This is a genomic window from Xanthomonas sp. CFBP 8152, from assembly GCF_014199025.1.
GTDB classification, from domain to species: domain Bacteria; phylum Pseudomonadota; class Gammaproteobacteria; order Xanthomonadales; family Xanthomonadaceae; genus Xanthomonas; species Xanthomonas arboricola_B.
This window is the reverse complement of sequence record NZ_JACHNO010000004.1, coordinates 56,500-79,162: the sequence shown is the minus strand read 5'-3', so window position 1 is coordinate 79,162 and position 22,663 is coordinate 56,500. Positions and strand designations below refer to the sequence as shown.

General features: G+C 67.0%; 19 protein-coding genes. 15 read left to right on the top strand and 4 right to left on the bottom strand.

Annotated elements, in window-relative coordinates:
• The first annotated feature begins 136 nt into the window (after positions 1–136).
• From FHT09_RS15845 to FHT09_RS15785, 13 genes are all read left to right on the top strand, one after another.
• Positions 137–958: a 2-keto-4-pentenoate hydratase gene (locus tag FHT09_RS15845; RefSeq protein WP_104606654.1), complete on the top strand. Its 822-nt coding sequence runs from the start codon at positions 137–139 to the stop codon at positions 956–958.
• 37 nt (positions 959–995) lie between these two features.
• Entirely contained in the window at positions 996–1,994 is a 999-nt protein-coding gene (locus tag FHT09_RS15840) for a TRAP transporter substrate-binding protein (protein WP_104606655.1), read from the top strand.
• Positions 1,995–2,004: 10 nt separating this feature from the next.
• The gene (locus FHT09_RS15835) at positions 2,005–2,526 is read left to right on the top strand and encodes a TRAP transporter small permease (RefSeq protein WP_016901233.1); all 522 of its coding nucleotides are present in this window, start codon (positions 2,005–2,007) and stop codon (positions 2,524–2,526) included.
• Positions 2,526–3,809: a TRAP transporter large permease gene (locus FHT09_RS15830; protein ID WP_104535644.1), complete on the top strand. Its 1,284-nt coding sequence runs from the start codon at positions 2,526–2,528 to the stop codon at positions 3,807–3,809. The genes FHT09_RS15835 and FHT09_RS15830 overlap by 1 nt, the downstream gene beginning before the upstream one ends.
• Positions 3,810–4,045: 236 nt before the next feature.
• The gene (locus tag FHT09_RS15825; RefSeq protein ID WP_104606656.1) at positions 4,046–5,629 is read left to right on the top strand and encodes a family 43 glycosylhydrolase; all 1,584 of its coding nucleotides are present in this window, start codon (positions 4,046–4,048) and stop codon (positions 5,627–5,629) included.
• Positions 5,630–5,770: 141 nt separating this feature from the next.
• The gene (locus FHT09_RS15820) at positions 5,771–6,829 is read left to right on the top strand and encodes a LacI family DNA-binding transcriptional regulator (RefSeq protein WP_181109262.1); all 1,059 of its coding nucleotides are present in this window, start codon (positions 5,771–5,773) and stop codon (positions 6,827–6,829) included.
• Between the two features lie 271 nt (positions 6,830–7,100).
• Positions 7,101–7,955, top strand: a complete 855-nt coding sequence (gene kduI, locus FHT09_RS15815) for a 5-dehydro-4-deoxy-D-glucuronate isomerase (protein ID WP_104606657.1) — start codon at positions 7,101–7,103, stop codon at positions 7,953–7,955.
• A gap of 146 nt (positions 7,956–8,101) precedes the next feature.
• Positions 8,102–8,857 (top strand): 2-dehydro-3-deoxy-D-gluconate 5-dehydrogenase KduD, encoded by a 756-nt coding sequence (gene kduD, locus FHT09_RS15810; RefSeq protein WP_054592011.1) that lies wholly within the window; start codon positions 8,102–8,104, stop codon positions 8,855–8,857.
• Positions 8,858–9,090: 233 nt separating this feature from the next.
• The gene (locus FHT09_RS15805) at positions 9,091–9,753 is read left to right on the top strand and encodes an RpiB/LacA/LacB family sugar-phosphate isomerase (RefSeq protein ID WP_104606658.1); all 663 of its coding nucleotides are present in this window, start codon (positions 9,091–9,093) and stop codon (positions 9,751–9,753) included.
• A gap of 222 nt (positions 9,754–9,975) precedes the next feature.
• Entirely contained in the window at positions 9,976–11,094 is a 1,119-nt protein-coding gene (locus FHT09_RS15800) for a GDSL-type esterase/lipase family protein (protein ID WP_104606659.1), read from the top strand.
• Positions 11,095–11,437: 343 nt separating this feature from the next.
• Positions 11,438–11,872, top strand: coding sequence for a hypothetical protein (locus FHT09_RS15795; protein ID WP_104606660.1), 435 nt, complete (start codon positions 11,438–11,440; stop codon positions 11,870–11,872).
• Complete coding sequence (locus FHT09_RS15790) at positions 11,869–13,335, top strand: ATPase domain-containing protein (protein ID WP_104606661.1); 1,467 nt, start codon at positions 11,869–11,871, stop codon at positions 13,333–13,335. Before FHT09_RS15795 ends, FHT09_RS15790 begins: the two co-directional genes overlap by 4 nt.
• A gap of 2 nt (positions 13,336–13,337) precedes the next feature.
• Positions 13,338–14,954 carry a diguanylate cyclase gene (locus FHT09_RS15785; protein ID WP_258077243.1) on the top strand — a complete coding sequence of 539 codons (1,617 nt, stop codon included), beginning with the start codon at positions 13,338–13,340 and terminating at the stop codon, positions 14,952–14,954.
• A gap of 116 nt (positions 14,955–15,070) precedes the next feature.
• Here FHT09_RS15785 and FHT09_RS15780 read toward each other — a convergent pair whose 3' ends face one another.
• A complete protein-coding gene (locus tag FHT09_RS15780; protein WP_104606663.1) occupies positions 15,071–15,715 on the bottom strand; it encodes a DUF4375 domain-containing protein in 645 nt (214 codons plus the stop codon).
• A 142-nt stretch (positions 15,716–15,857) separates the two neighbouring features.
• On the bottom strand, positions 15,858–16,748 hold the full coding sequence (gene phhA, locus FHT09_RS15775; RefSeq protein WP_104606664.1) for a phenylalanine 4-monooxygenase: 891 nt from the start codon (positions 16,746–16,748) through the stop codon (positions 15,858–15,860).
• A 127-nt stretch (positions 16,749–16,875) separates the two neighbouring features.
• Between phhA and FHT09_RS15770 the strand changes: the two genes are divergently transcribed.
• The gene (locus tag FHT09_RS15770) at positions 16,876–17,358 is read left to right on the top strand and encodes an Lrp/AsnC family transcriptional regulator (protein WP_016901223.1); all 483 of its coding nucleotides are present in this window, start codon (positions 16,876–16,878) and stop codon (positions 17,356–17,358) included.
• A 225-nt stretch (positions 17,359–17,583) separates the two neighbouring features.
• Positions 17,584–19,782, top strand: a complete 2,199-nt coding sequence (locus tag FHT09_RS15765; protein WP_104606665.1) for a TonB-dependent siderophore receptor — start codon at positions 17,584–17,586, stop codon at positions 19,780–19,782.
• Between the two features lie 387 nt (positions 19,783–20,169).
• On the opposite strand, the gene FHT09_RS15760 is transcribed toward FHT09_RS15765, so the two are convergent.
• Both FHT09_RS15760 and FHT09_RS15755 read right to left on the bottom strand, forming a co-directional pair.
• Positions 20,170–21,207, bottom strand: a complete 1,038-nt coding sequence (locus tag FHT09_RS15760; RefSeq protein ID WP_104538967.1) for a patatin-like phospholipase family protein — start codon at positions 21,205–21,207, stop codon at positions 20,170–20,172.
• Between the two features lie 323 nt (positions 21,208–21,530).
• Positions 21,531–22,541 carry a TIGR00266 family protein gene (locus FHT09_RS15755; RefSeq protein ID WP_104538966.1) on the bottom strand — a complete coding sequence of 337 codons (1,011 nt, stop codon included), beginning with the start codon at positions 22,539–22,541 and terminating at the stop codon, positions 21,531–21,533.
• Between the last annotated feature and the right edge of the window lie 122 nt (positions 22,542–22,663).

The window sequence follows — 22,663 nt, the reverse complement described above, 5'->3', positions numbered from 1 at the left end:
CCCTCCCAGGGTTGCTGCGTTGTTGCGGCCGGTTTTGCCGCACTGCACATTGCCAATGACACCGGTTTACCATATACAGCACACCGTGCCGCTGTCGATTGGCAGTGCAACAAAAACACCTATCAGGGAGACACCCTTGAGCAACGACGCCGCCACCCCACCATCCGCCACATCCTCGCTGTCGCAGATCGCCCAGCGCTTTGTGGAGGCACGCCGTGCAGGGGCATCGCTGCCGGACTTTCCAGGGCAGATCCCCGACGATCTGCTCACCGCCTACCAGGTCCAGGATATCGCCATCAGCCAGTGGGATGACCAGGTGGTCGGCTGGAAGGTGGGCTATATCGCCGCCGAGCGCCGCGATGCATCGGGCGACGAGCGCCTGCTGGGCCCGATCTTCTCGCACAAGCTCTGGAATGCTACCGGTGGAACAACCAAATTCCCGATCTACGAAGGCGGCTTCGGTGCGGTCGAGGCCGAGTACGTGCTGCGCCTGGACGCCGACGCGCCGGCCGAGCAGACCCACTTCACCCCGGAGCAGGCGGCGCAGCTGCCGGCCACGCTGTTCATCGGCGTGGAAATCGCCAGCAGTCCGCTGGCGACCATCAACACGCTGGGCCCGCGCGTGGTGATCTCCGACTTCGGCAACAACAATGGCCTGATCCTGGGCCCGGAAGTGAGCGATTGGCTGGCGCGCGACGAAGCCGCGCTGACCGCCGAAACCCTGATCGACGACCAGCTCGTCGGCACCGGCGGGGCCACCACGCTGCCGGGCGGATTGCGCGCCGCCTACGCATTTGCGCTCAGTCGTTCGGCCCGGCGCGGGCGTCCGCTCAAGCGCGGTGATCTCATCGCCACGGGCAATGCCACCGGTATCCATGACATCGAAGTGGGACAGCATGCGCTGATTCGCTTCGCCGGCATCGGCGACATTTCCTGTACGGCTGTGTCCGCCAAGTAACGCCGGACCCAGTGACCAGACGCTTGGGAGGGCGCCAATGATCACACGCAGACATTTCCTCGGTGCCGGGCTCGGTGCCGCCGCGGCCGCCCCCTGGCTGGGCGCGGGTGCCACCACGCCGATCCCCGGCGGGCAGCTGCTGACCGCCACCGACGTGCATGTCGGCGACTACCCCACCGTGGAGGCGGTGCGGTGGTTCGGCAAGCAGCTGGAGCAACGCAGCAACGGCCGGCTCAAGCTGCGCCAGTACCACTCCGGCCAGCTGGGCCGCGAGTCCGAGGCGATCGACATGGCGCGCTTCGGCGCCATCGACATCACCCGGGTGTACTCGGGCGCGTTGAACAACACCTTTCCGCTGACCCAGGCGCTGTGCCTGCCGTACGTGTTCGACTCGGTGCCGCATCTGCGCCGCGCCATCGACGGCCATGTCGGCGACAGCGTGTTGCGCAGCTTCGAGCAGCGCGACCTGGTGGGCCTGGCGATCTACGACTCCGGCGCGCGTTGCTTCTACAACACCAAGCACCCGCTGCACCGCCCGGAGGATCTCAAGGGCCTGAAACTGCGCGTGGCCTCGTCGGACATCTTCCTCAAGCTGATGCGCATGCTGGGTGCCAATCCCACCCCGATGTCGCTGGGCGAGACGTTCTCGGCGATGGAAACGCACATGATCGACGGTGCGGAAAACAACATGCGCAGCTTCCAGTCCAGCCGGCACTTTGAAGCCGCGCATTACTGGTCGCAGAGCGAGCATTCCTATGCGCCGGACATCCTGGTGATGTCGCGGCGAAGTTTCGAATCGCTGCGCCCGAACGATCGCGCCCTGGTGGTGGAACTGGCACGCGCCTCGGTACCGGTGATGCGCCAGCTGTGGGACGCGTCGGAAACCGTCGCGCGCAAGCAGGTGATCGATTACGGCGTGCAGCTCAATCAGGTCGACATGCCGGCGTTCCGCGCCGCCGCCGCGCCGCTGCTGGCCGAGTACCGCAAGCAGCCGGAGATCGAAGCGCTGTACCGCCGCATCCGCGACTTTGCATAGAGGTGACCCGATGACCGAACCCGAGACCGTCGCCGTCCCGGTCGCGCCGTTGCAGCGCGCGCTGGACCGCGTTTCCGATACCGCCGTTGGCGTGGCGTCCATCGCGCTGCTGGGCCTGGTGGTCGTGCAGGGCTGGCAGGTGTTCACCCGCTACGTGCTCAACGACTCGCCCAGCTGGACCGAGCCGGTGACGCTGCTGTTGCTCAGCACCGCGCTGAGCCTGGGCGCGGCTGCCGGCGTGCATACCAACCGCCACTTCGGCTTCTACCTGCTGGGCGAACACGTGCCGCCGCTGGTGCGCAGGGTGTTCGACCTGATCCGCCCGTTGATGATCATGTCCATCGGTGCGGTGCTGGCGTGGTGGAGCGCGGCGCTGCTGCTCGATGGCCTGGATATCAAGATGGCCGGCGCGCAGATGCCGCAAAGCATCAACTACCTGCCGCTGTCGATCGGCGGTGCGCTGATGGTGATCTTTGCCTTGTACAAGCTGTGGCGTGTGCTGCGCCCGATCCAGGCCGGAGGAGTGCGCTGATGGGCATCGCGATGTTGCTGGGAACCTTCGTGGTGCTGCTGCTGATCGGCGTGCCGGTGGCGTATGCGCTGGGCGCGGCCGCACTGGCCACGCTGCTGTATCTGGACCTGCCCACGGTGGTGCTGGTGCAGCAGATTTCCGCCGGCAGCGGCTCGGCCTCGCTGATCGCCATCCCGCTGTTCATCTTCGCCGGCGAGTTGATGCTGCGCGGCGGTATCTCCGAACGCCTGATCGCGCTGGCCTCCTCGCTGGTGGGGCGCGTGCGTGGCGGCCTGGGCCAGGTCAGCGTGCTGTCGTCGCTGTTCTTCGGCGGCGTGTCCGGCTCGGCGATCGCCGACGTCTCGGCGGTCGGCGGCACCATGATCCCGCAGATGATCAAGCGCGGTTACGACCGCGACTACGCGGTCAATGTGAGCATGACCGCCGCGCTGGTGGCGTTGTTGGTGCCGCCCTCGCACAACCTGATCCTGTTCTCGGCCGCGGCCGGTGGCGGGCTGTCGATCGCCGATCTGTTCGCGGCCGGCATCTTCCCGGCGCTGTTGATGACCGCGGCGATGATGGTCACCGGCTATGCGGTGGCGCGCCACCGCGGCTACGGCACCGAGCCGTTCCCCGGCTGGCGCGCAGTGGCGCTGCGCCTGATCGGCGCGTTGCCGGGCCTGGGGCTGGTGGCGTTGATCTTCATCGGTATCCGTGCCGGCATCTTCACCGCGGTGGAGAGCGCGGCGATCGCGGTGGTGTACGCCTTGATCGTCACCGCGCTGCTGTATCGGCAGCTGCGCTGGGCCGAGTTCTTCGCCGCGGTGACGCATGCGGCGCGCACCACCGGCGTGATCCTGTTCGTGATCGCCACCGCGGCGGTGTTCGGCTGGTTGCTGGCCTATCTGCAGGTGCCGGCGGCGGCGGTGAAGTTCCTGCAGGCCATCGCCGACAGCAAGAACACGGTGCTGTTGATGATCGTGGTGATGCTGTTGCTGTTGGGCATGTTCATGGACCTGGCGCCGAAGATCCTGATCTGCACGCCGATCTTCCTGCCGGTGGTCAAGGCCTACGGCATCGACCCGATCCATTTCGGTCTGGTGATGGTGTTGGCCGGCGGCATCGGCCTGATCACCCCGCCGATCGGCTCGGTGCTGTTCATCGGCACCTCGATCGGGCAGATCACCATCGCCCAGAGCATGCGCACCATCTGGCCGTTCTGGCTGGCGGCCCTGTGCGTGCTGCTGATCGTGGCGTTCTTCCCCGAACTGTCGCTGTGGTTGCCACGCGCGCTGCGCGCGTAAGTGCCCGCGATCCCGACTGCGTCCGTCGGGCGGGCGTCGTCGGTGCGTGGCAGCGGCCTGCACGGCGCGTGCAATGCGATGTCCGCGCGCCGCGCCTCGCCCGACAAACGCCGGCCGACGTTACCGGCGCGCTGCGCAGCGTGGCTGCTGGAAGGTAGTTCCGCCCTCATCCAGGCGGCCGACGCTCCAGGCGCTGGCCGTCGTATCGCCCCGCCGAGCGGGGACTAGGAGCAAGCATGCGTGTGCGTATCGCTTCAACCCGTTTGCGTTGGCTGCTGGCCGGCGGCCTGCTGCTGTGTGCCGGGCTCGCTGCCGCGGCCGACTGGAAGCGCGGCATCGAACACCAGCGCATCGCCGACCAGGGCGACGGCACCTTCCTCAACCCGGTGCTGGCCGGCGATCACCCCGACCCGTCGGTGCTCAAGGACGGGCAGGACTACTACCTCACGCTGTCCTCGTTCGATGCCTATCCGGGCCTGCCGATCTGGCATTCGCGCGATCTGGTCAACTGGCGGCCGCTGGGCCATGCCATCACCCAGAACGTTGGCGCGATCTGGGCGCCGGACCTGATCAAGCACGGCAAGCGCTACTACATCTACTTCCCGGCGCGCCGCGGCGACCAGGGCGAGCGCAGCAACTTCGTGGTCTGGGCCGACGACATCACCGGCCCGTGGAGCGCGCCGATCGACATCGGCCTGGGCAAGTACATCGACCCCGGCCATGCGGTGGGCGAGGACGGCAAGCGCTACCTGTTCCTGAGCGGCGGCGATTACGTGCAGCTCTCCGACGACGGCCTCAAGGTGGTCGGCACCCCCAAACACGTCTACGACGGCTGGAAATACCCGGAAAGCTGGGACGTGGAAGGCTACGCGCAGGAAGGCCCCAAGATCACCCGCCACAACGGCTGGTACTACATGACCACCGCTGTCGGCGGCACCGCCGGCCCGCCGACCGGGCACATGGTGATCACCGCGCGTTCGCGCTCGATCCACGGCCCCTGGCAGAACGCGCCCAACAACCCGATCACCCGCACCAAGAGCGCCGACGAGCCGTGGTGGTCGCGCGGCCACGCCACCCTGGTGGAAGGCACCGACCAACGCTGGTGGATGCTCTATCACGGCTACGAGCACGGCTACTGGACGCTGGGCCGGCAGGCCTTGCTGGACCCGATCGAATGGACCCCGGACGGCTGGTTCGTCGCCAAGGGCGGCGACCTGGGCACGCCGCTGAAAAAGCCCAGCGGGCAGGCCTTGCCGCACGGGCTGGCGTTGTCGGACGACTTCCGCGCCAGCACGCTGGGCCCGCAATGGGCGTTCTTCAACCCCGCCGCCGACGAGGCCAAGCGCCTGCAGGTCGGCGATGGCGTACTGCGCCTGCAGGGCAAGGGCAGCGCGCCGCGCGATGCCTCGCCACTGACGGTGATCGCGCCCGACCAGGCCTACCAGTTCGAGGTGCAGATGACCGTCGCGCCGGGCGGGCAGGGCGGGGCGCTGCTGTTCTACAGCGACAAGCTCTACGCCGGCGTGGGCAGCAATGGCGAGAACTTCGTCATGCACCGCTACGGCGAGGAACGCCCGGCCAGGCTGGCGCCCAGTGCCAAGGGCGGTGCGCTGTGGCTGCGCGTCACCAACAACCGCCATATCGTCACCATCCACAGCAGCACCGACGGCACCACCTGGACCAAGTACCCGGTGCAGATGGAAGTGTCCGGCTATCACCACAACGTGGCCGGCAAGTTCCTGGCACTGAAACCGGCGCTGTATGCCGCCGGACAGGGCCAGGTGGAGTTCCGCAACTTCCGCTACCGCGCCCTGGACTGACCGTTCCGCACTGCCAGGCAGGCTGCGGCACACCCGGCCGCAGCCTGCCTCGATGCTGCGGATGCGGGACATCGGCAGGCCTGCGAAGGCTTGCCGGCCCGCTGGCCGGTAGAATCCATTCAACTCGAACGGTTGACCGCTATGCCCGCCCGCAAGATGCCCGAAGAGGGAATGCCTGGCCTGCCGAAGGGCAAGGTAGCCACGATCAACGACATCGCCCGGATGTCCGGAGTCTCCAAGAAGACCGTCTCGCGGATCATCAACAACTCGCCGCTGGTGCGGCAGGACACCCGCGAGAAGGTCGAGGCGCTGATGCGCGAGGTCGGCTACGCCCCTGACCCGCTCGCGCGCGGGCTGGCGTTCCGGCGCTCGTTCCTGATCGGCATGGTCTACGACAACCCCACCGCGCAATACATCGTGGACATGCAGTACGGCGCGCTGGACGCGCTGCGCGGCTCCAGCTTCGAACTGGTGGTACACCCCTGCGACAGCCGCAGCCCCGGCTACATCGAAGGCGTGCGCCGCTTCGCCCAGGCGCAGAAGCTGCACGGGGTGATCCTGGTCCCACGCGCCTCCGAAGACCAGGCGCTGGCCGACATGCTGGCCGAGATCGGCTGCCGCTACACCCGCATCGCCTCGGTCGCGCTGGACACCACCTCGCAGACGGTGATCACCCACGACCGCGACGGCGCCGCCGAGGCCGCCGACTACCTGCTCTCGCTCGGCCACCGCGACATCGCCCTGGTCACCGGCCCCAGCGCCTACCGTTCCTCGATCGAGCGCACCTCCGGCTTTGCCGACGCGCTGACCCGGCGCGGCATCGAACTGCCGCCCGAGCGCATCGTCGAAGCCGGCTACACCTTCGAATCGGGCGTGGCCGCGGCCGAAAAACTGCTGCTGGGCAAGAAACGCCCCACCGCCATCTTCACCGGTAACGACGAAATGGCGGCCGGTATCTACAAGGTCGCGCTACGCGCCGGCATCAACATCCCGCGCCAGCTGTCGGTGATCGGCTACGACGACAGCTCGCTGGCCTCCCGCCTGTGGCCGCCGCTGACCTCGGTGCGCCGCCACACCCGCGACACCGGCCGCACCGCCGCGGCGATGCTGATCCAGCCCGATAACGCCCCGCAACTACCCACCGCCAGCGTGCGCCCGCACCTGATCGTGCGCGACTCCTGCCAACCGCCGGAAGATTGAGCGAGGTCGAAGCCCGGGCAAGGGGATGCCAGGCAAGGCGCTGGCGAGTCGCTTGTGACGGCGCGTGGCGACGCGTTGATCATGGCAGGCAGTGGCAATCGCCTGAGGCGCACCCTCATCCGGCGCTACGCGCCACCTTCTCCCGACGGGAGAAAGAATTCCCAAGCCGCCACGCGGCTATCGTGCACTGCGCAATGACACCGGTTAACCAGAGCCGGTAGAATGGCTCGGTGCAAGCCATTCCCCCCGCGCTTGGCACCGGAGATCGCGCATGTCCCTGTACTGCAAGACCCACTACGCCACCCATCCCGACGCCATCAAGGGCGCCAGCAACGACGACCTGCGCGAGCTCTATCTGCTCGATGGCCTATTCGTCGACGATGCGGTCACGCTCAAGTACACCCACTACGAGCGCTTCGTGCTCGGTGGCGCAGCACCGCTCGGCACCACGCTGGAACTGCCCAGGCAGACCGAACCCGCGTCTGCCGCCGGCCATCCGTTCCTGGAGCGCCGCGAGCTGGGCATCCTCAATGTCGGCGCCGGGACCGGCAGCGTGACCGTGGACGGCACCGTCTACACGCTCGGACCGAAGGACGGCCTGTACGTGGCGATGGGCAGTACCGAAGTCAGCTTCGCCTCGGACGATGCCGCCAACCCGGCCAGGTTCTATCTGGCGTCGACACCGGCGCATGCGCGCTTCGAGACCAAGCAACTGTCGATCAAGGACGCCGTGGCGCTGGAGCGCGGCGCGCTGGAAACCAGCAACGAGCGCACCATCTACCAGTACATTGTGCCGACCACCTGCCAGTCCTCGCAGCTGTTGCTGGGCCTGACCGTGCTCAAGCCGGGCAGCGTCTGGAACACCATGCCGCCGCATCTGCACGACCGCCGCAGCGAGGTGTATTTCTACTTCGATCTCGGCGCCAACGACCGCGTCTATCACTTCATGGGCGAGCCGGACGCGCAGCGCCACATCGTGATCCAGAACAACGAAGCGGTGGTGTCGCCGCCGTGGTCCATCCACATGGGCGCCGGCACCAGCAATTACGCCTTCATCTGGGCGATGGGCGGCGAAAACCTGGATTACACCGACATGCACGTGCTGGACATCTGCCAGCTCAAGTAACCCCATGCGTGCCGGGCAGCACCGCACTCACCGCGTCGATGCGACAGCCCGATCAACGCGCCAGATCCACCCCATGCCAGCGGCCGCGCATCGCGCGGACGCACGCACTCATCCAACGTGGCACATCCAGCAGGAGCGATAAGGTAATGAGCAATCCGTTCAGTCTCGAAGGCAAGGTCGCACTGGTCACCGGTGCCAACACGGGCCTGGGCCAGGGCATCGCGCTGGCACTGGCGCAGGCCGGCGCCGACATCGCCGCCGCCGGCATCCAGGCGCCGACCGAGACCGAAGAACTGGTCAAGGGCCTGGGCCGCCGCTTCATCGCCATCCAGGCCAACCTGATCAGCGTCGAACCGGTCGAGCGCATCCTCAAGGAAACGCTGGACGGCCTGGGTCGCCTGGACATCCTGGTCAACAACGCCGGCCTGATCCGCCGCACCGACGCGGTGGATTTCAGCGAGCAGGATTGGGACGACGTGATGAACGTCAATCTGAAATCGGCCTTCTTCATGGCGCAGGCCGCCGGCCGCCATTTCATCGCCCAGGGCAGCGGCAAGATCATCAACATCGCCTCGATGCTGTCGTTCCAGGGCGGCATCCGCGTGCCGTCCTACACCGCCAGCAAGTCCGGCATCGCCGGCATCACCCGCCTGCTGGCCAACGAATGGGCCAGCAAGGGCGTGACCACCAATGCCATCGCGCCCGGCTACATGGCCACCGACAACACCGCCCAGCTGCGTGCCGACCAGGACCGCAACAAGGCCATCCTGGACCGCATCCCGGCCGCGCGCTGGGGCGTGCCGGCCGACCTGGGCGGCACCGCGGTGTTCCTGGCCAGCAGCGCCTCGGATTACGTCAACGGCGCCATCATCCCGGTCGACGGCGGCTGGCTGGCACGCTGAGTCAAACCCACGCGGTGCCTTCTCCCTCCGGGAGAAGGTGCCCGAAGGGCCGATGAGGGCCGGCGAGCACGCGCATCAGGCAAACGTGCGCTGCATACCCGGCAACGTTTCTACAGAGCCTTGATCCCTCACGGATAAGGCACCTGAAAAGCGAATCAAGACAGCACCCAGACGCGCGCAGTCACCACATTCCACATTCAAAACAACGTCCCCAAACCAATCGGAGCATCCCCATGAAAATCGCACTCATGAATGAGTTCAGTCAGGCCGGCAAGAACCCGGTGATCCTGCAGCAGCTCAACGACGTCGCCGGCGAGCAGGGCCACAGCGTCTTCAACGTCGGCATGGACGGCGACAACGACCACCGCCTGACCTACATCCACCTGGGCATCGTCGCCAGCCTGCTGCTGAACTCCAAGGCCGTGGACTTCGTCGTCGCCGGCTGCGGCACCGGCCAGGGCGCGATGATGTCGCTCAATGCGCATCCGGGCGTGTTCTGCGGCTATTGCATCGAGCCGACCGACGCCTACCTGTTCGCCCAGGTCAACAACGGCAACGCGCTGTCGCTGGCGTTCGCCAAGGGCTACGGCTGGGGCGCGGAAATCAACGTGCGCTACATCTTCGAAAAGGCCTTCAGCGGCGAGCGTGGCATGGGCTACCCGGCCGAGCGTCGCGAATCGCAGGCCGCCAACGCCGGCATCCTGACCCAGCTCAAGCAGGCCACCGCCAAGTCCTACCTGGAAGGCCTGCGCGCCATCGACCCGGAGCTGATCAAGCAGGCCGTGGGCGGCGAGCGTTTCCAGCAGTGCTTCTTCGACAATGCCCAGGACGCCGAGATCCGCGCCTTCGTCGCCGGCGTGCTGGGCAAGCCCGAAGCCGCCGCAGCAGCGGCGTAATTAGCCACTGCGTTTTAGCCCCTCTCCCGCCGGGAGAGGGGTTGGGGTGAGGGTAAGGCGGAAGACAGCTGGCCTGAACGGGGAGGCTTGAAAGGCTTGAGACGACAGTACGGCCGTCCAACATTTTCTATGCCGCCGTACCCTCATCCGCCCTTCGGGCACCTTCTCCCGATGGGAGAAGGAAACAGCGTCGCGCACTCAGCATTTTTCCCGGAGCCCACCATGCGTCTGCTGCTGTTCGCATTGCTGCTGCTCTGCGCAAACAGCGCCCGCGCCGCATCCCACCACATCTTCATCGCCGGCGATTCCACCGCCGCCGAGTATGGCCCGGAGCGCGCCCCGCAGGCCGGCTGGGGCCAGGTGCTGCAGGAGTGGTTCGACCCGGCGCAATGGCAGGTGCGCAATCACGCCAAGGGCGGCCGCAGCACCCGCAGCTTCATCGCCGAAGGGCGCCTGGACGCCATCGCCGGCGAACTGCAACGCGGCGACATCCTGCTGATCCAGTTCGGCCACAACGACGCCAAACACGAAGATCCCAGCCGCTACACCGATGCGCAAGGCGACTATCAGCAGTTCCTGCGCCGCTATATCGCCACCGCGCGCGGCAAGGGCGCCACGCCGATCCTGATCACGCCTGCTGCACGTCTGCTCTACGACTTCGGTGCGCTGCTCGACACCCACGGCCGCTACACCCTGGCCATGCAGCAACTCGCCACGCAGGAACACGTTGGCCTGATCGATCTCAATGCCAGTTCCAGCGACTGGATCCGTGCCCTCGGCGAACAGGCGGCCAGGCCGTATTTCCTGTTCGTCCCCGAGCAAGGCAAGGCCGACGGCACCCACTTCAGCCGCGCCGGCGCCTCCGCCGTGGCGTGCCTGGTCGTGCATGGCTGGGTGCAGCTGCAACCCGATCTCACGCCACAGCTGCGCCGCGATGCCGATTGCGGCGCAGCCGCCGACACCGCCGCCCAACGCGCGGCGCAGGCGCATCCCTCGCTGGTGGTGCACGAACGCGATCTCGCACGCCCGCAACCCGGCCCACACGGCGGTGCCGGGCCGACCACGGCGTATCCGTTCTTCGCCGACGCACCGCAGCTGCCGTTCGTGCTGCGCAAACGTGTGCTGCACAAAGGCGCCGGCATCGGCCTGCATCTGCACGACAAGGACGAGATCTATTACATCGTCAGCGGGCGTGGGCTGTACGCGCTGGATGGCAAGCACTACCAGGTCGATGCAGGCGATGCGCTGCTGACGCGCCCAGGCAGCACCCATGCCCTGCAGCAGACCGGCGAGGAACCACTCGTGCTGCTGTTGGCCTATCTTCTCGAACCGGCAGGGTGAGCCGTCGGCCTGGTGCATCGCACGTGCCGGCAGCGTAGATGCGCTGCCCAGCCTGACTTCTTGCCGGCCCAACACCGTGACCCGGTGTCACTCGCTCCAGGCCGGCAGCCATTGCGGTGTGTTGCGCGGCATGACCATCGGCATGATCGGCCATCCCAAGCCGCACGACGCGCACGAAGATGTTCGGGTCGCTGCTGCGTGTGCTCGTCACGATGGCGCACTGCCGCTGTCGCGCGCAACGCGTGGGCAAGCAGGCTCATGCAGGTGCCCCATTAGCCCCCCGGGTTGCGGCTGCGCGAAAGGTATACAGTGGTCCGACACTCACGCAGGCGCGCGCTTAGGCATGGATCATCCTGCACTAGCCGCAGCCGTAGCGATTCTCGAACGACAGGTCGTTGCGGGTGCTGAAGCATCGACGATCGCGTCCACCGTCGTGGCGATGTTGCAGCAAATCGAAACGGTGCTGACTCCCATCCTTGGACCGCGCGGTGTCGCAGCGTTGTTCAAGCGTGCGCTATTTCTGACCAAGGACGACTTTCCCTGGTTGGACGCGGCCTTCGTTGCGGTCGAGGCGTCCGATGACCGCAACGTTGTCGAGACCGTCGGCGGTGTGCTGAGTCAACAGGGTACGGAGATGGCCGCTGCCGGCGGCGCTGCCTTCGTGCACACCTTCCATGCGGTGCTGGTCAGCATGATCGGCCCCTCCCTGACCGAGCGGTTGTTGCGCTCGGTCTGGATCACTTTTTCCAGCGGACTTTCCGCGCAGGACATTCCATGAGCAGCAAAGTCGCCATCCACTGCCTGCAGACCGGCGTACCCGGGCTCGACGAGGTGCTGGGTGGAGGATTGCCCGAGTTTTCGTTCAATCTCATCGCCGGCCCACCCGGGTGTGGCAAGACCACGCTGGCGCATCAGCTGATGTTTGCACTGGCAACGCCCGAGCGTCCTGCACTGTATTTCACCGTGCTGGGCGAGCCGCCCTTGAAGATGCTGCGCTACCAGCAGCAGTTCGACTTCTTCGATGCCGAGGCGATCAACAGCGCGATCCATTTCATCAATCTGTCCGAAGAAACCCTGGCCGGCGATCTGGACCAGGTGCTGCTGCGCATCGTCGCCGAGGTGCAGGCGCATCGGCCGGCGATGGTGTTCGTGGATTCGTTCCGTTCGGTGGTGCTGGCCAGCAATGCCGACGGCAACGTGCACAACAACCTGCAGCGTTTCGTGCAGCAGCTGGGCATGCTGATGACCAGCTGGCAATCCACCACCTTCCTGATCGGCGAGTACTTCGTGGAGACCGATGCCAACCCGGTGTTCACGGTGGCCGACGGGCTGATCTGGCTGCGCCAGAGCGTGCAGCGCAATTCGATGGTGCGCAAGCTGGAGGTCATGAAGATGCGCGGCAGGCCGTCCCTGCCGGGCTTGCACAGCTTCCGCATCGACAGCGCGGGCCTGCGCGTGTTCGCACCCATCCCCAGCGTGGGCGGCCGCCAGGACGCGTTGCCGGCGCACGTGGCACCACGTCTGGGCATGGGGATCGACGGGCTCGATGCCATGCTCGGCGGCGGATTGCCGCAGGGCTATTCGCTGCTGGTGGCCGGGCCGTCCGGGTCGGGCAAGAGCCTGCTGGCAGCGGCCTTCCTGATCGAAGGCGTGCGCAATGGCGAAACCGGGGTGCTGGCGCGCTTCGAGCAGCACGGCCCGCGTTCGCGCATGCCGGCGCTGTCGGCGGTGATCGCCAGCGGTCAGGTGGGGGTGGTGGACAGCCGCGCGCCGGACCTGTCGATCGACGAGACCCTGGCGCTGCTGCTGCAGGAGATCGCGCGACTCGGCGCCACGCGCGTGGTGATCGATTCGCTGTCCGCATTCGAGCTGGCGCTGGCGCCCACCTTCCGCGAGGACTTCCGCGAATCGCTGTCGCGCCTGGTGGTGGCCTTGGCCGGCACCGGCGTGACCGTATTGATGACCTCCGAACTGGAGGACCGTTACACCGATCTGCGCTTCAGCCCCTACGGGACGGCGTTCATGACCGACGCCATCATCGTGCAACGCTACGTCGAAGTGGACAGCCGGCTAAGGCGCATCCTGGCGGTGGTCAAGGTGCGGGCCAGCGCGCATTCGGACGAGCTGCGCGAATTCCATATCGATCAGGCCGGTCTGCATCTGGGTGCGCCGCTGCAGCAGCAGGAAGGCCTGCTCAGCGGCAGATCCACACGCAAGCCGGCTGCCGCCGACGGCAGATGAGCGTGGAGCCGCCGCCCCGCAACGCCGACACGGACCTCGCCAGGCGCGAGCTGTCGGAGCTGCGGCGGCAGACACGCAGCGTCAGGCTGCAACTGCGGCATCTGCATCGGGACCTGACGCATCTGAAGAGGCAACTGCCGTCTGCGCTGCAACTCGATCTGCAGGCCGCCAACGAGCAGTTGGTGCTGTCCTCGTTGCAGGCACACAGCAAGCTGGACGATCACGTGCGCGCATTGCGTGAAGCGGCGCACAATGCCAACCGGGATCCGTTGACCCAGTTGCCGAACCGCGCGCTGCTCTTCGAGCGGCTGGAACAGTCCATCGTCGCCGCGCAGCACCAGGGCACGCGTATCGCCCTGCTGTTTGTGGATCTGAACGATTTCAAGCGCATCAACGATCTGTTCGGGCACAGCACCGGCGACGAATTCCTGCGTCTGGCCGCGCAACGGCTCACTGCTGCGGCGGCGCCCTCGGGCATCGTGGCGCGCTATGGCGGCGACGAATTCGTGGTGTTGCTGGACGGCGTCGACAGCCACGCGGCGGCCGCCGCGATCACCAGCCAGCTGGTGCAAAGCCTGGATACGCCCTGCTTGGTCGGCAAGCACGAACTGCACCTGGGCGCGAGCATCGGCATCAGCATGTATCCGGACGATGGCGAGACCGGGATGACACTGCTGCAGCATGCCGACGATGCGATGTACTGCGCCAAGCGCAATGTCGCGGCGCGTTTCATGTTCTACCGCGATTGCATCGCCGTGGACCTGGCGCACGCCGATCCGGCGCCGGCCGCTGCAGATCCGCCGCTGTTGCCGGACGATCCGCACGACGCGCTGCGTCAGGCCAACAGCGCCTTGATCCTGGCCGCGCTGCGTGCGCAGCAGCTGCATGCGGCCGCCAAGCAAGGGATGCAACGACAGAACGAGATGCTCGCCTTCGTCGCGCATGAATTGCGCAATCCGCTGACCCCGATCCTGGTCGCCAGTTCGATGCTCAACAGCTTGCCATGCGCGGAGTTGCCGCGGATGCGGCACATCATCGAGCACGAGGTGCAGCATATGACACGCCTGATCGGCGATCTGCTCGATCTGTCGCGCGTGCGCACCGGGAAACTGCGCATCCTCAAGCAATCCATCGATCTGCATGCGGTTGTCGAAGAGGCAGCGGCAGCGTGTCTGCCGCTGCTCACCGCACGTGAGCAGGCGTTCGCGTTGCGTTTGCCGCCGCAGCCGACGCTGTTGCATGGCGACGCTGTCCGCCTGTCGCAAGTGGTGCGCAACCTGCTGGACAACGCATCCAAGTACACCCCTGAAGGCGGCAGCATCGCCCTGCAGCTGAACCTGCACGGACGCCGCGCCATCATCGTGGTCAGCGACAACGGCATCGGCATCGGCAACGAGGCGCTGCAGCGCATCTTCGAGCCGTTCATGCAGGACAGTCATGCGATCGGATTCAACGGTGCAGGCCTGGGAATCGGCTTGGCGGTGGTCCGGCAGATCGTCCAGGCGCACGGCGGCAGCGTCATCGCCAGCAGTGCCGGGATCGGCAGGGGCTGCACCTTTACGCTGTCCCTGCCATTGGGCCGGCGTGGGCGCAGCCCACCATTGCCGCGCAGCCAGTGAATCTGCCCGGGTACGCGGCGGCGTCTGCAAGCTGAGGGCGGAGGCATACGCCTGGCAACACCTGCAGCGTCACTGCACAACGCCCGCGCCCTGTCCGGCAGCGGGCGCCCGCCTCCTTACGCCTTGTCGATCCCGTAGTGATGCAGCCCCAGCCGGGCCAGTTCGCCGGAGCGGCGGTAGTAGACCTCTTCCCAACCCTCCACGCGCTGGCGGTCGGTCTCGCTCATCGCATCGAGGATGTCTTCGATGCTGAGCAGGTTGGGATCTTCTTCCAGGCGTTCGAACACCGCGCCCAGGCCTTCGATCGCCTGGCGCGCCTGCGCCGCACCCATCGCGCCCAGTCCCTGCACTGCGTCACGCCGGGTGGCGGCATCCCAGCGGTCGAAATAGCGTGCATAGCCGCTCTCGCTCATGTCCGCATCCAGCCGCGCCAATGCCACGAGCTCGCGCTCGCCCGGCGACAAGGCATCCCTGCGTCCTCGCAGCGCGGTCAGTTTGGCTTGCACCCGTGCGCTGCGACGGCGCCACAGCAATTCGGGCATGTTGAGCAGCCCCTCTGCCGTGGGCGGCGCCACTGCCGGCCAGTTCACCCCGAAGCCGTCGTCGGTGAGCTGCCATTGCGCGCGCAGCGGCGGCGATGCCTTCAACAACAACCGATGCGCCTGGATCGGCTCGTCGATGCGGATGCCGTTGACCAGGGTGAACAGCAGGCGGGTGTCGTCCAGCTCCAAGCGCCGGATGCGAAGCTGCGTCAGGTCCATTGAGCGAAGGCGGTGTGGGGAGGTTTGACCATAGTGCGCGTCGGCGGTGGTGTCGAGTCGGTGCAGCGGATGCGGCGGTGAGGCAGCTGCGCTCGCGCGCCGATCCTGGATCGACGCGATCCAGCGCCGTCCCACGCACCCCTCACACGTCGCCGTCGCGACTCCAGCCGTCGCCACTGCCGCGCTGAAGAACCTGATCGGTGTCCAGCACGTCGCCGGCCGGCACCTGCGCCTGCTGCGCAAGATCGGCATAGATCAGAGTGAAATCCGGCGCGGTGGCGTGCATCAATTGCGCAAAGCTGTCGATGACGAAATAGGTCTTCTGGAAGCTGTCGATGCGGTAGCGCGTGCGCATGATGCGCTGCAGGTCGAAGCCGATCCGGTTGGGCACCGGCGATTCCAGCGAATGCAGCGATTCGCCCTTGGACGACACAATGCCGGCGCCAAAGATGCGCAGCCCCTGCGGCGTGGCGATCAGGCCGAATTCGACCGTGTACCAATACAGGCGGGTGAGATTCTGCAGCGCGTCCGCGCCGATGCCGTGCGCCTTGACCCCGCCACGGCCGTAGGCCTGCATGAAGTCGGCAAACAGCGGATTCATCAGCAGCGGCACGTGCCCGAACAGGTCATGGAACAGGTCCGGTTCGGCGATGTAGTCGATCTGATCGGGGCGGCGGATCCACCATGTCACCGGGAAGCGCCTGTTGGCCAGATGCTCGAAGAAATCCAGCTCCGGCAGCAGGCCCTGCACGCCGACCAGGGTCCAGCCGGTGGCCGCCTGCAGCACCGTATTGAGCGCATCGAATCGCGGAACGTGGGTCTCGCCCATGCCCATCGCATCCTGCGCCTGCAGGAACTCGTCGCAGGCGCGCCCCACCAGCAGCGCGCGCTGGCGGCGATACAGGGTGCCCCAGGTGGCGTGGTCGTCGGCGCTGTAGCCATCCCACGGCTGCTCGACCACGGCGGTGGTGTAGACCGGCACATAGCCCTTGTCGGTGAGCTGATTCTCGACGCGTTGCGGTGCGATGTTCATGCGGCGGCAGTTCCCGATGATCAGCGCTCACCTTAGCCCGACGGCCGCGCAACGGGATTGCGAATCTTGCGTGTCCAGTGTTTGAAGGCGCAAGATTCGTGCGTCTTCCTCTGCTGCTGCGCAACATATGGACCAGCCAATCGCCCTGGACCGCACCGATCTGCGCCTGCTCGCCCTGCTGCAGACGCAGGGCCGCAGCAGCAATGCGGAGCTGGCGGTGCAGGTCAATCTGTCGGCCTCGGCCTGCCTGCGCCGCACCCAGCGGCTGGAGGCGGCCGGCATCATCGCCGGCTACGGCGCGCGCCTGGATGCTAAGGCGCTGGGGCTGGGGCTGCAGGCCTTCGTGCGGGTGCAGCTGGAGCAGCACGGCCAGGCCGATATCGAACATTTCGCCGATGGCGTGCGCGGCTGGGACGAGGTGGTGGCCTGTTGGGCGCTCACCGGCGACATGGATTACCTGTTGCAGGTGCAGGTGCGCGATCTGGAGCATTTCTCGCGCTTCCTGCTCGACCGCCTGCTCAATGCGACCGGCGTGTCCGACGTCAATTCCAGCTTCGTCCTGCGCACGGTGAAGGCGCCGGAAGGCCTGCCGCTCTCGCATCTGGGGTGATCCGGCGAGATGCAAGGCAGGGCGCGCGCGCAGTGTGACTTGCCTCTCAAACGATAACGATTTACATTTGCGTAACATCCGGCCGCGTCCGGCATGTCTTCTCGCCGATCCGCCAGCCCTGCAGGGCCAGCCAGCTCGTCGCCCGAGTGGGACGCGCCGCGCATGCCTGCGCTTTTCTTCCCCGTGACGCCACGCGTCCCGCACCGATCGATGAGAAACCCTCCAATGCCCGCGATTTCCGCTCCCCTGGCCACGTTGTCCGCTGCCTTGCTATGCGCGTTGGCGCTGACGCCCTGCGCTGCCCGTGCCGCCGATGCCGCCGATGCAAGCAATGCCAAGACGCTGGACCAGGTCAATGTCAACGGCGCGGTGAGCCGCGCACAGCCGGCCACCACCACGCGCCTGCCGCTGACCCTGCAGGAAACGCCGCAATCGGTCAGCGTGATCGGGCTGCAGCGGCTGGAAGAGCAATCGCTGTTCAGCATCGACGATGTGATGCGCAACGTCACTGGCGTCAATGTGTCGTTCTACGACACCCAGCGCCCGTTGTATTTCGCACGCGGCTTCCAGATCACCGACTTCCAGGTCGATGGCCTGCCCACCTACAGCGGTGCGACCAACCAGGAATACGACACGGTCTTCTACGACCGCATCGAGGTGATCCGCGGCGCCAACGGCCTGCTCACCGGCGCCGGCATTCCCTCGGCCACCGTCAACCTGCTGCGCAAGCGCCCGGGCAAGGACTTCGATGCCTCGTTTGCGGTGAGCGCCGGCACCTGGGATTTCCGCCGCATGCAGGCCGACGTCAATGCGCCGCTGACCGAAGACGGGCGCTGGCGCAGCCGCGTGGTCGCCGCCTGGCAGGACCGCGACTACTACTACGACCGCTACCACGACAACAAGATGTCGGGCATGGCGGTGCTGGAAGGCGATCTGACCGACAGCACCACGCTCACCGTCGGCTATCAGCGCCAGGACAACACCCCCGTCGGCTCGACCTGGGGCACGGTGCCGTTCTTCGCCGCCGATGGTTCGCCTGCCAACCTGCCGCGTTCGACCAACATGGCGCCCAAGTGGAGCCGCTGGCAGCGCGAGACCAGCACCGCTTTCGCCAACCTGGAGCAGCGCTTCGGCGAGGACTGGCTGCTGCGCGTCAACTACGCGCACACCAAGGGCGATGTGCAGAGCCTGCGCGTCTACGGCACCGGTTATCCGGCCGCCGATGGCAGCGGCATGTTCCTGCGCACCGCTGCCGGCGAAACCAGCGACGCGCGCGATGGCGTGGACGTGTACCTGTCCGGCGGTTTCTCGTTGTTCGGCCACCAGCACGATGTAGTGGTCGGCGGCAGCTGGCAGGATCTGCAGTCGACCTCCTATGGCGTCGCGCAGACCTATCCCGCCGACTGGTCCACCTGCGGCAGCGAACGTTGCTATTTCATCCCCGACATCCGCAACTGGGATGGCGATATCCCCGAGGTGACCTATGCGCGCAACGGCCGCCGCAGCGAGGCGCGCACCACGCAGCGTGGCGTGTATGCCTCCACCCGGTTGCGCCTGGCCGACCCGCTGTCGCTGATCGCCGGCGCACGCCTGAGCTCCTGGGAAACCCGCACCCAGGCCTTCAATGCCAGCGGCGCCTACACCGGCACCAGCGGCCGGTACGAGGTGAGCGACGAAGTCACCCCGTATGTGGGACTGGTCTACGACATCGTGCCGGAGGTGTCGCTCTACGCCAGCTACACCGAAATCTTCAACCCGCAGAATTACCGCGACAAGGACAACAACCTGCTCGCCCCGGTGGAAGGCTCCAACCTGGAAGCCGGCATCAAGGCGCAGCTGCTCGACGGCCGTGCGATGGCCACCGCCGCCGTGTTCGAGGCCAAGCAGGACAACTTCGCCGTGCGCGACATGACCCAGCCGGAATCCTCGCTGCCGGACGGCAATTCGGCCTACATCGGCATCAACGGCACCAAGAGCCGTGGCTGGGAAATGGATTTTAACGGCGAGATCCTGCCCGGCTGGACCGTCAATGCCGGCTTTACCCACGTCAAGGTGACGCGCCCGCCCACCGCTGCGATCTACGCCAACCTGCCCGAGGATTACCTGCAGCTGTCCACGCAGCTGCGCCTGCCCGGCGCCTGGGAGCGCCTGAGCATCGGCGGCGGGGTCAGCTGGCAGAGCGCGGTGCGCGGCTTCAACATCGCGCGCCCCACCGGCGACGGCACCGGCGCCACCACGCCGGTGACCGTGGTGCAGAACCCCTACGCGCTGGTGCATTTCAACGCCAACTACCGCATCAGCGAGCAATGGACCGCCACGCTGGCGGTACGCAATGCCTTCGACAAGACCTACTGGGCCAACCTGGATTACCAGAACTACGGCGAGCCGCGGTTTGTCAGCGTGTCGTTGCGTTGGCGCTATTGAGGCGTCGCCGATGACGTCCGGGGTTGATGCGTTGCCGGTGAAGTCCAGGGGTTACTACGGGTAAGGCCTCGCGGCCAGGGCCGCTCCTACAAGAGCGGCGCTGGCCGTGCCGACGTCGCGCCGATACACCCAAAGACCGCCGCACCCTCGTAGGAGCGGCCCCGGCCGCGACCCCATCCCGACACGCCCCAGCGCACCGAAAAGAACCGCCGCACCCCTGTCCGGCATCCGCTCGGTGCATCAACACAAGGCATCCAACAACGCAGTCGCCCCACGCGTCGGCCCTAACAGCGCGCGTCTCGAAACAGGCACCCCGCGCCCGCTCAGCTCCGCATGACCTCGCGCGACACCCGCATCAGCTCCGCATGACCTCGCACTGCATCCGCCTCACGGCGCCACGCAGGCCTCGTCCTTGCCGCGCAGTTTCTGCCAGCGCGAGCGCTCTTGCAGACAGCGGCGATACGCTTCCGCCTTGGCGGCGGCAGCCTGCTCGGCGGCGGTGCGGGTGGCACTGCTGCGCTGCGCCTGCAACTGCGCGATCTTGGCGCGGATCTGCGGCATGGCCGCCATCGCGGCACGCTCGCCTTCCAGGATGGCCGCGCCACGCTGGTTGAAATCGGCCGAGCCGATGTCGTTGACCTTGGGGCGGATCACCACGTCGGCACGCTTGAGTTCGGCCTCGCCCAGGCGCTGGCCCATGATCGAGATCGACTGGTTGACGGTGCCGAGCAGATCGCCGGGATTCCTGCCGCTGGCCTTGCTGGAAATATCCACCGCCACCACGAACTCCGCACCGAGCTGGCGCGCCGCATCCACCGGCACCGGGCTGACCACGCCACCGTCCACATAGTGGTATTGGCCGATGGTCACCGGCTCGAACACGCCGGGGATGCTGCTGGACGCACGCACCGCCTGGCCGGCATTGCCGCGCACGAACACGGTGCGCTCGCCGTCTTCCAGCCGCGTGGCGACCGCCGCGAACGGCTTGCGCAACTTGTCGATCGGCTTGCCGCCGAGCTGCTCGTTGACGTAGTCCTGCAGCTTCTGGCCCTGCACCAGGCCGCCGGAGAAGATCCGCACGTCGCGGATGCTGGTCTGGTCGAGCGCAACGGCCTTTTCCTGCATCTGGAACGCGTCCATGCCGCTGGCATACAACGCCCCGACCACGCTGCCGGCGCTGGTGCCCGACACCACCACCGGCGCAAAGCCGTTGGCCTCGAGCATCTTGATCACGCCGATATGCGCAAAGCCCTTGGCCGCGCCGCCACCGAGCGCCACGCCGATCTTCACCGGCTTGACCGTGCCGGCAGACGGTGCCTGCACGACCGGCGCCGGTGCCGCCGGTCGCGGTTCGCCACCGCAGGCGCAGAGCAGACCGAGCAACGACATCAAGGCGAGAGAGCGGGGGCGGCGGAGCGCGGTCATGGCGAAAACGTCGATGGGAAAGGCGAGGGAGAATACACGCGTGCCGTCACGGCGGCGCTGATGGTTGGCGTGCGTGGAGATTGTTCAGAACGGCATCGTTTGCAGGCGTTGCACTGCCTTGTCCCGGCAAGAAGGGCGAGCCGGTTCATTCGGGCGATGACCGCAGCCACCTGCACGGGCCAGGGGCGCGGAGCGGGGGGAGGTTAAGAAGCGAGGCCACATGGGATCGCAGCAGGCTTCGCCCGTCCCCTCATCCGGCGCTACGCGCCACCTTCTCCCGGCGGGACAAGGGTGCCGGCACGCGCGCCTGCCGCTTCACCCCATCAAAACCGGTTATCGCCATCCAGCAACCGCCCCAGGCCGCCCAGCACCGAGCCTTCGCCGCGTTGCTGGTCGCCGGCCTGCGGGGCGGCGGCCAGCATGCGACCGGCCATGCGCGAGAACGGCAGCGATTGCAGCCACACCTTGCCAGGGCCGGTCAGGGTGGCCAGGAACACGCCTTCGCCGCCGAAGAACATGCTCTTCAGGCCGGCGACGCGGCGCACGTCCATGTCCACGCCGGCGTGGTAGGCGACCACGCAGCCGGTGTCCACATCGATGCGTTCGCCGGGGCCGAGTTCGCGTTCCACCACGGTGCCGCCGGCATGCACGAAGACCCAGCCGTCGCCTTCGAGCTTCTGCATGATGAAGCCCTCGCCGCCGAACAGGCCGGTGAGGATCTTGCGTTGGAACGCGATCCCCAGCGACACGCCGCGCGCGCCGGCCAGGAAGCTGTCCTTCTGGCAGATCAGTTGCCCGCCATGCTCGGACAGGCGCAGCGCCAGTACCGTGCCCGGATAGGGCGCGGCGAACGCGACCCTGGCCTTGCCGCTGCCGGCATGGGTGAACACCGTGGTGAACATGCTCTCGCCGGTGACCACGCGCTTGCCGGCCGACAGCAGCTTGCCCATCAAGCCGCCGCCGCCGCTCTGGCCGGCATGCGAGCCGTCGCCGAACACGGTGTCCATCTGCACCGCGGCGTCCTTGTACATCAGCGCGCCGGCCTCGGCGATGGCGCTTTCGCCCGGGTCCAGCTCGACCTCCACGAATTGCATGTCGTTGCCGACGATGCGGTAGTCGATCTCGTCGGCGCGCCCGGCTGCACCGGTCAGCGGGGGCGGCAGGCCGCTGCCGCCCTGCAGCTCGGCCAGCTGGCGGGCCGGCGTCCAGCCATCGAGTCCGTCGCGCCAGGCCAGCGCGTCGGGCTGGCGCTGGGCATGCGCGCGGGCGCTGGCATCGTCGAGCGGGCCGATGCGATCGGCCTGTCCGGGAACATGCAAGTACCACTGGGCCATCGGGACGACTCCTGTCTGTGCGTGCGACGAGTCTAAGCGCAGCCGCCACCAAGGCGTCCCGTGTCCAAGGTCATGCCTGGAGGGCGCGGTTGGGCGCGGTTGCGGCCTGTCCGGCGCGCGTC

Bases quoted from the DNA above. Each gene is read 5' to 3' on its own strand.
- FHT09_RS15840 (WP_104606655.1), top strand. From the start codon at position 996: ATGATCACACGCAGACATTTCCTCGGTGCCGGGCTCGGTGCCGCCGCG.
- FHT09_RS15835 (WP_016901233.1), top strand. From the start codon at position 2,005: ATGACCGAACCCGAGACCGTCGCCGTCCCGGTCGCGCCGTTGCAGCGC.
- FHT09_RS15830 (WP_104535644.1), top strand. From the start codon at position 2,526: ATGGGCATCGCGATGTTGCTGGGAACCTTCGTGGTGCTGCTGCTGATC.
- FHT09_RS15825 (WP_104606656.1), top strand. From the start codon at position 4,046: ATGCGTGTGCGTATCGCTTCAACCCGTTTGCGTTGGCTGCTGGCCGGC.
- FHT09_RS15820 (WP_181109262.1), top strand. From the start codon at position 5,771: ATGCCCGCCCGCAAGATGCCCGAAGAGGGAATGCCTGGCCTGCCGAAG.
- kduI (WP_104606657.1), top strand. From the start codon at position 7,101: ATGTCCCTGTACTGCAAGACCCACTACGCCACCCATCCCGACGCCATC.
- kduD (WP_054592011.1), top strand. From the start codon at position 8,102: ATGAGCAATCCGTTCAGTCTCGAAGGCAAGGTCGCACTGGTCACCGGT.
- FHT09_RS15805 (WP_104606658.1), top strand. From the start codon at position 9,091: ATGAAAATCGCACTCATGAATGAGTTCAGTCAGGCCGGCAAGAACCCG.
- FHT09_RS15800 (WP_104606659.1), top strand. From the start codon at position 9,976: ATGCGTCTGCTGCTGTTCGCATTGCTGCTGCTCTGCGCAAACAGCGCC.
- FHT09_RS15795 (WP_104606660.1), top strand. From the start codon at position 11,438: ATGGATCATCCTGCACTAGCCGCAGCCGTAGCGATTCTCGAACGACAG.
- FHT09_RS15790 (WP_104606661.1), top strand. From the start codon at position 11,869: ATGAGCAGCAAAGTCGCCATCCACTGCCTGCAGACCGGCGTACCCGGG.
- FHT09_RS15780 (WP_104606663.1), bottom strand. From the start codon at position 15,715: ATGGACCTGACGCAGCTTCGCATCCGGCGCTTGGAGCTGGACGACACC.
- phhA (WP_104606664.1), bottom strand. From the start codon at position 16,748: ATGAACATCGCACCGCAACGCGTCGAGAATCAGCTCACCGACAAGGGC.
- FHT09_RS15770 (WP_016901223.1), top strand. From the start codon at position 16,876: ATGGACCAGCCAATCGCCCTGGACCGCACCGATCTGCGCCTGCTCGCC.
- FHT09_RS15765 (WP_104606665.1), top strand. From the start codon at position 17,584: ATGCCCGCGATTTCCGCTCCCCTGGCCACGTTGTCCGCTGCCTTGCTA.
- FHT09_RS15760 (WP_104538967.1), bottom strand. From the start codon at position 21,207: ATGACCGCGCTCCGCCGCCCCCGCTCTCTCGCCTTGATGTCGTTGCTC.
- FHT09_RS15755 (WP_104538966.1), bottom strand. From the start codon at position 22,541: ATGGCCCAGTGGTACTTGCATGTTCCCGGACAGGCCGATCGCATCGGC.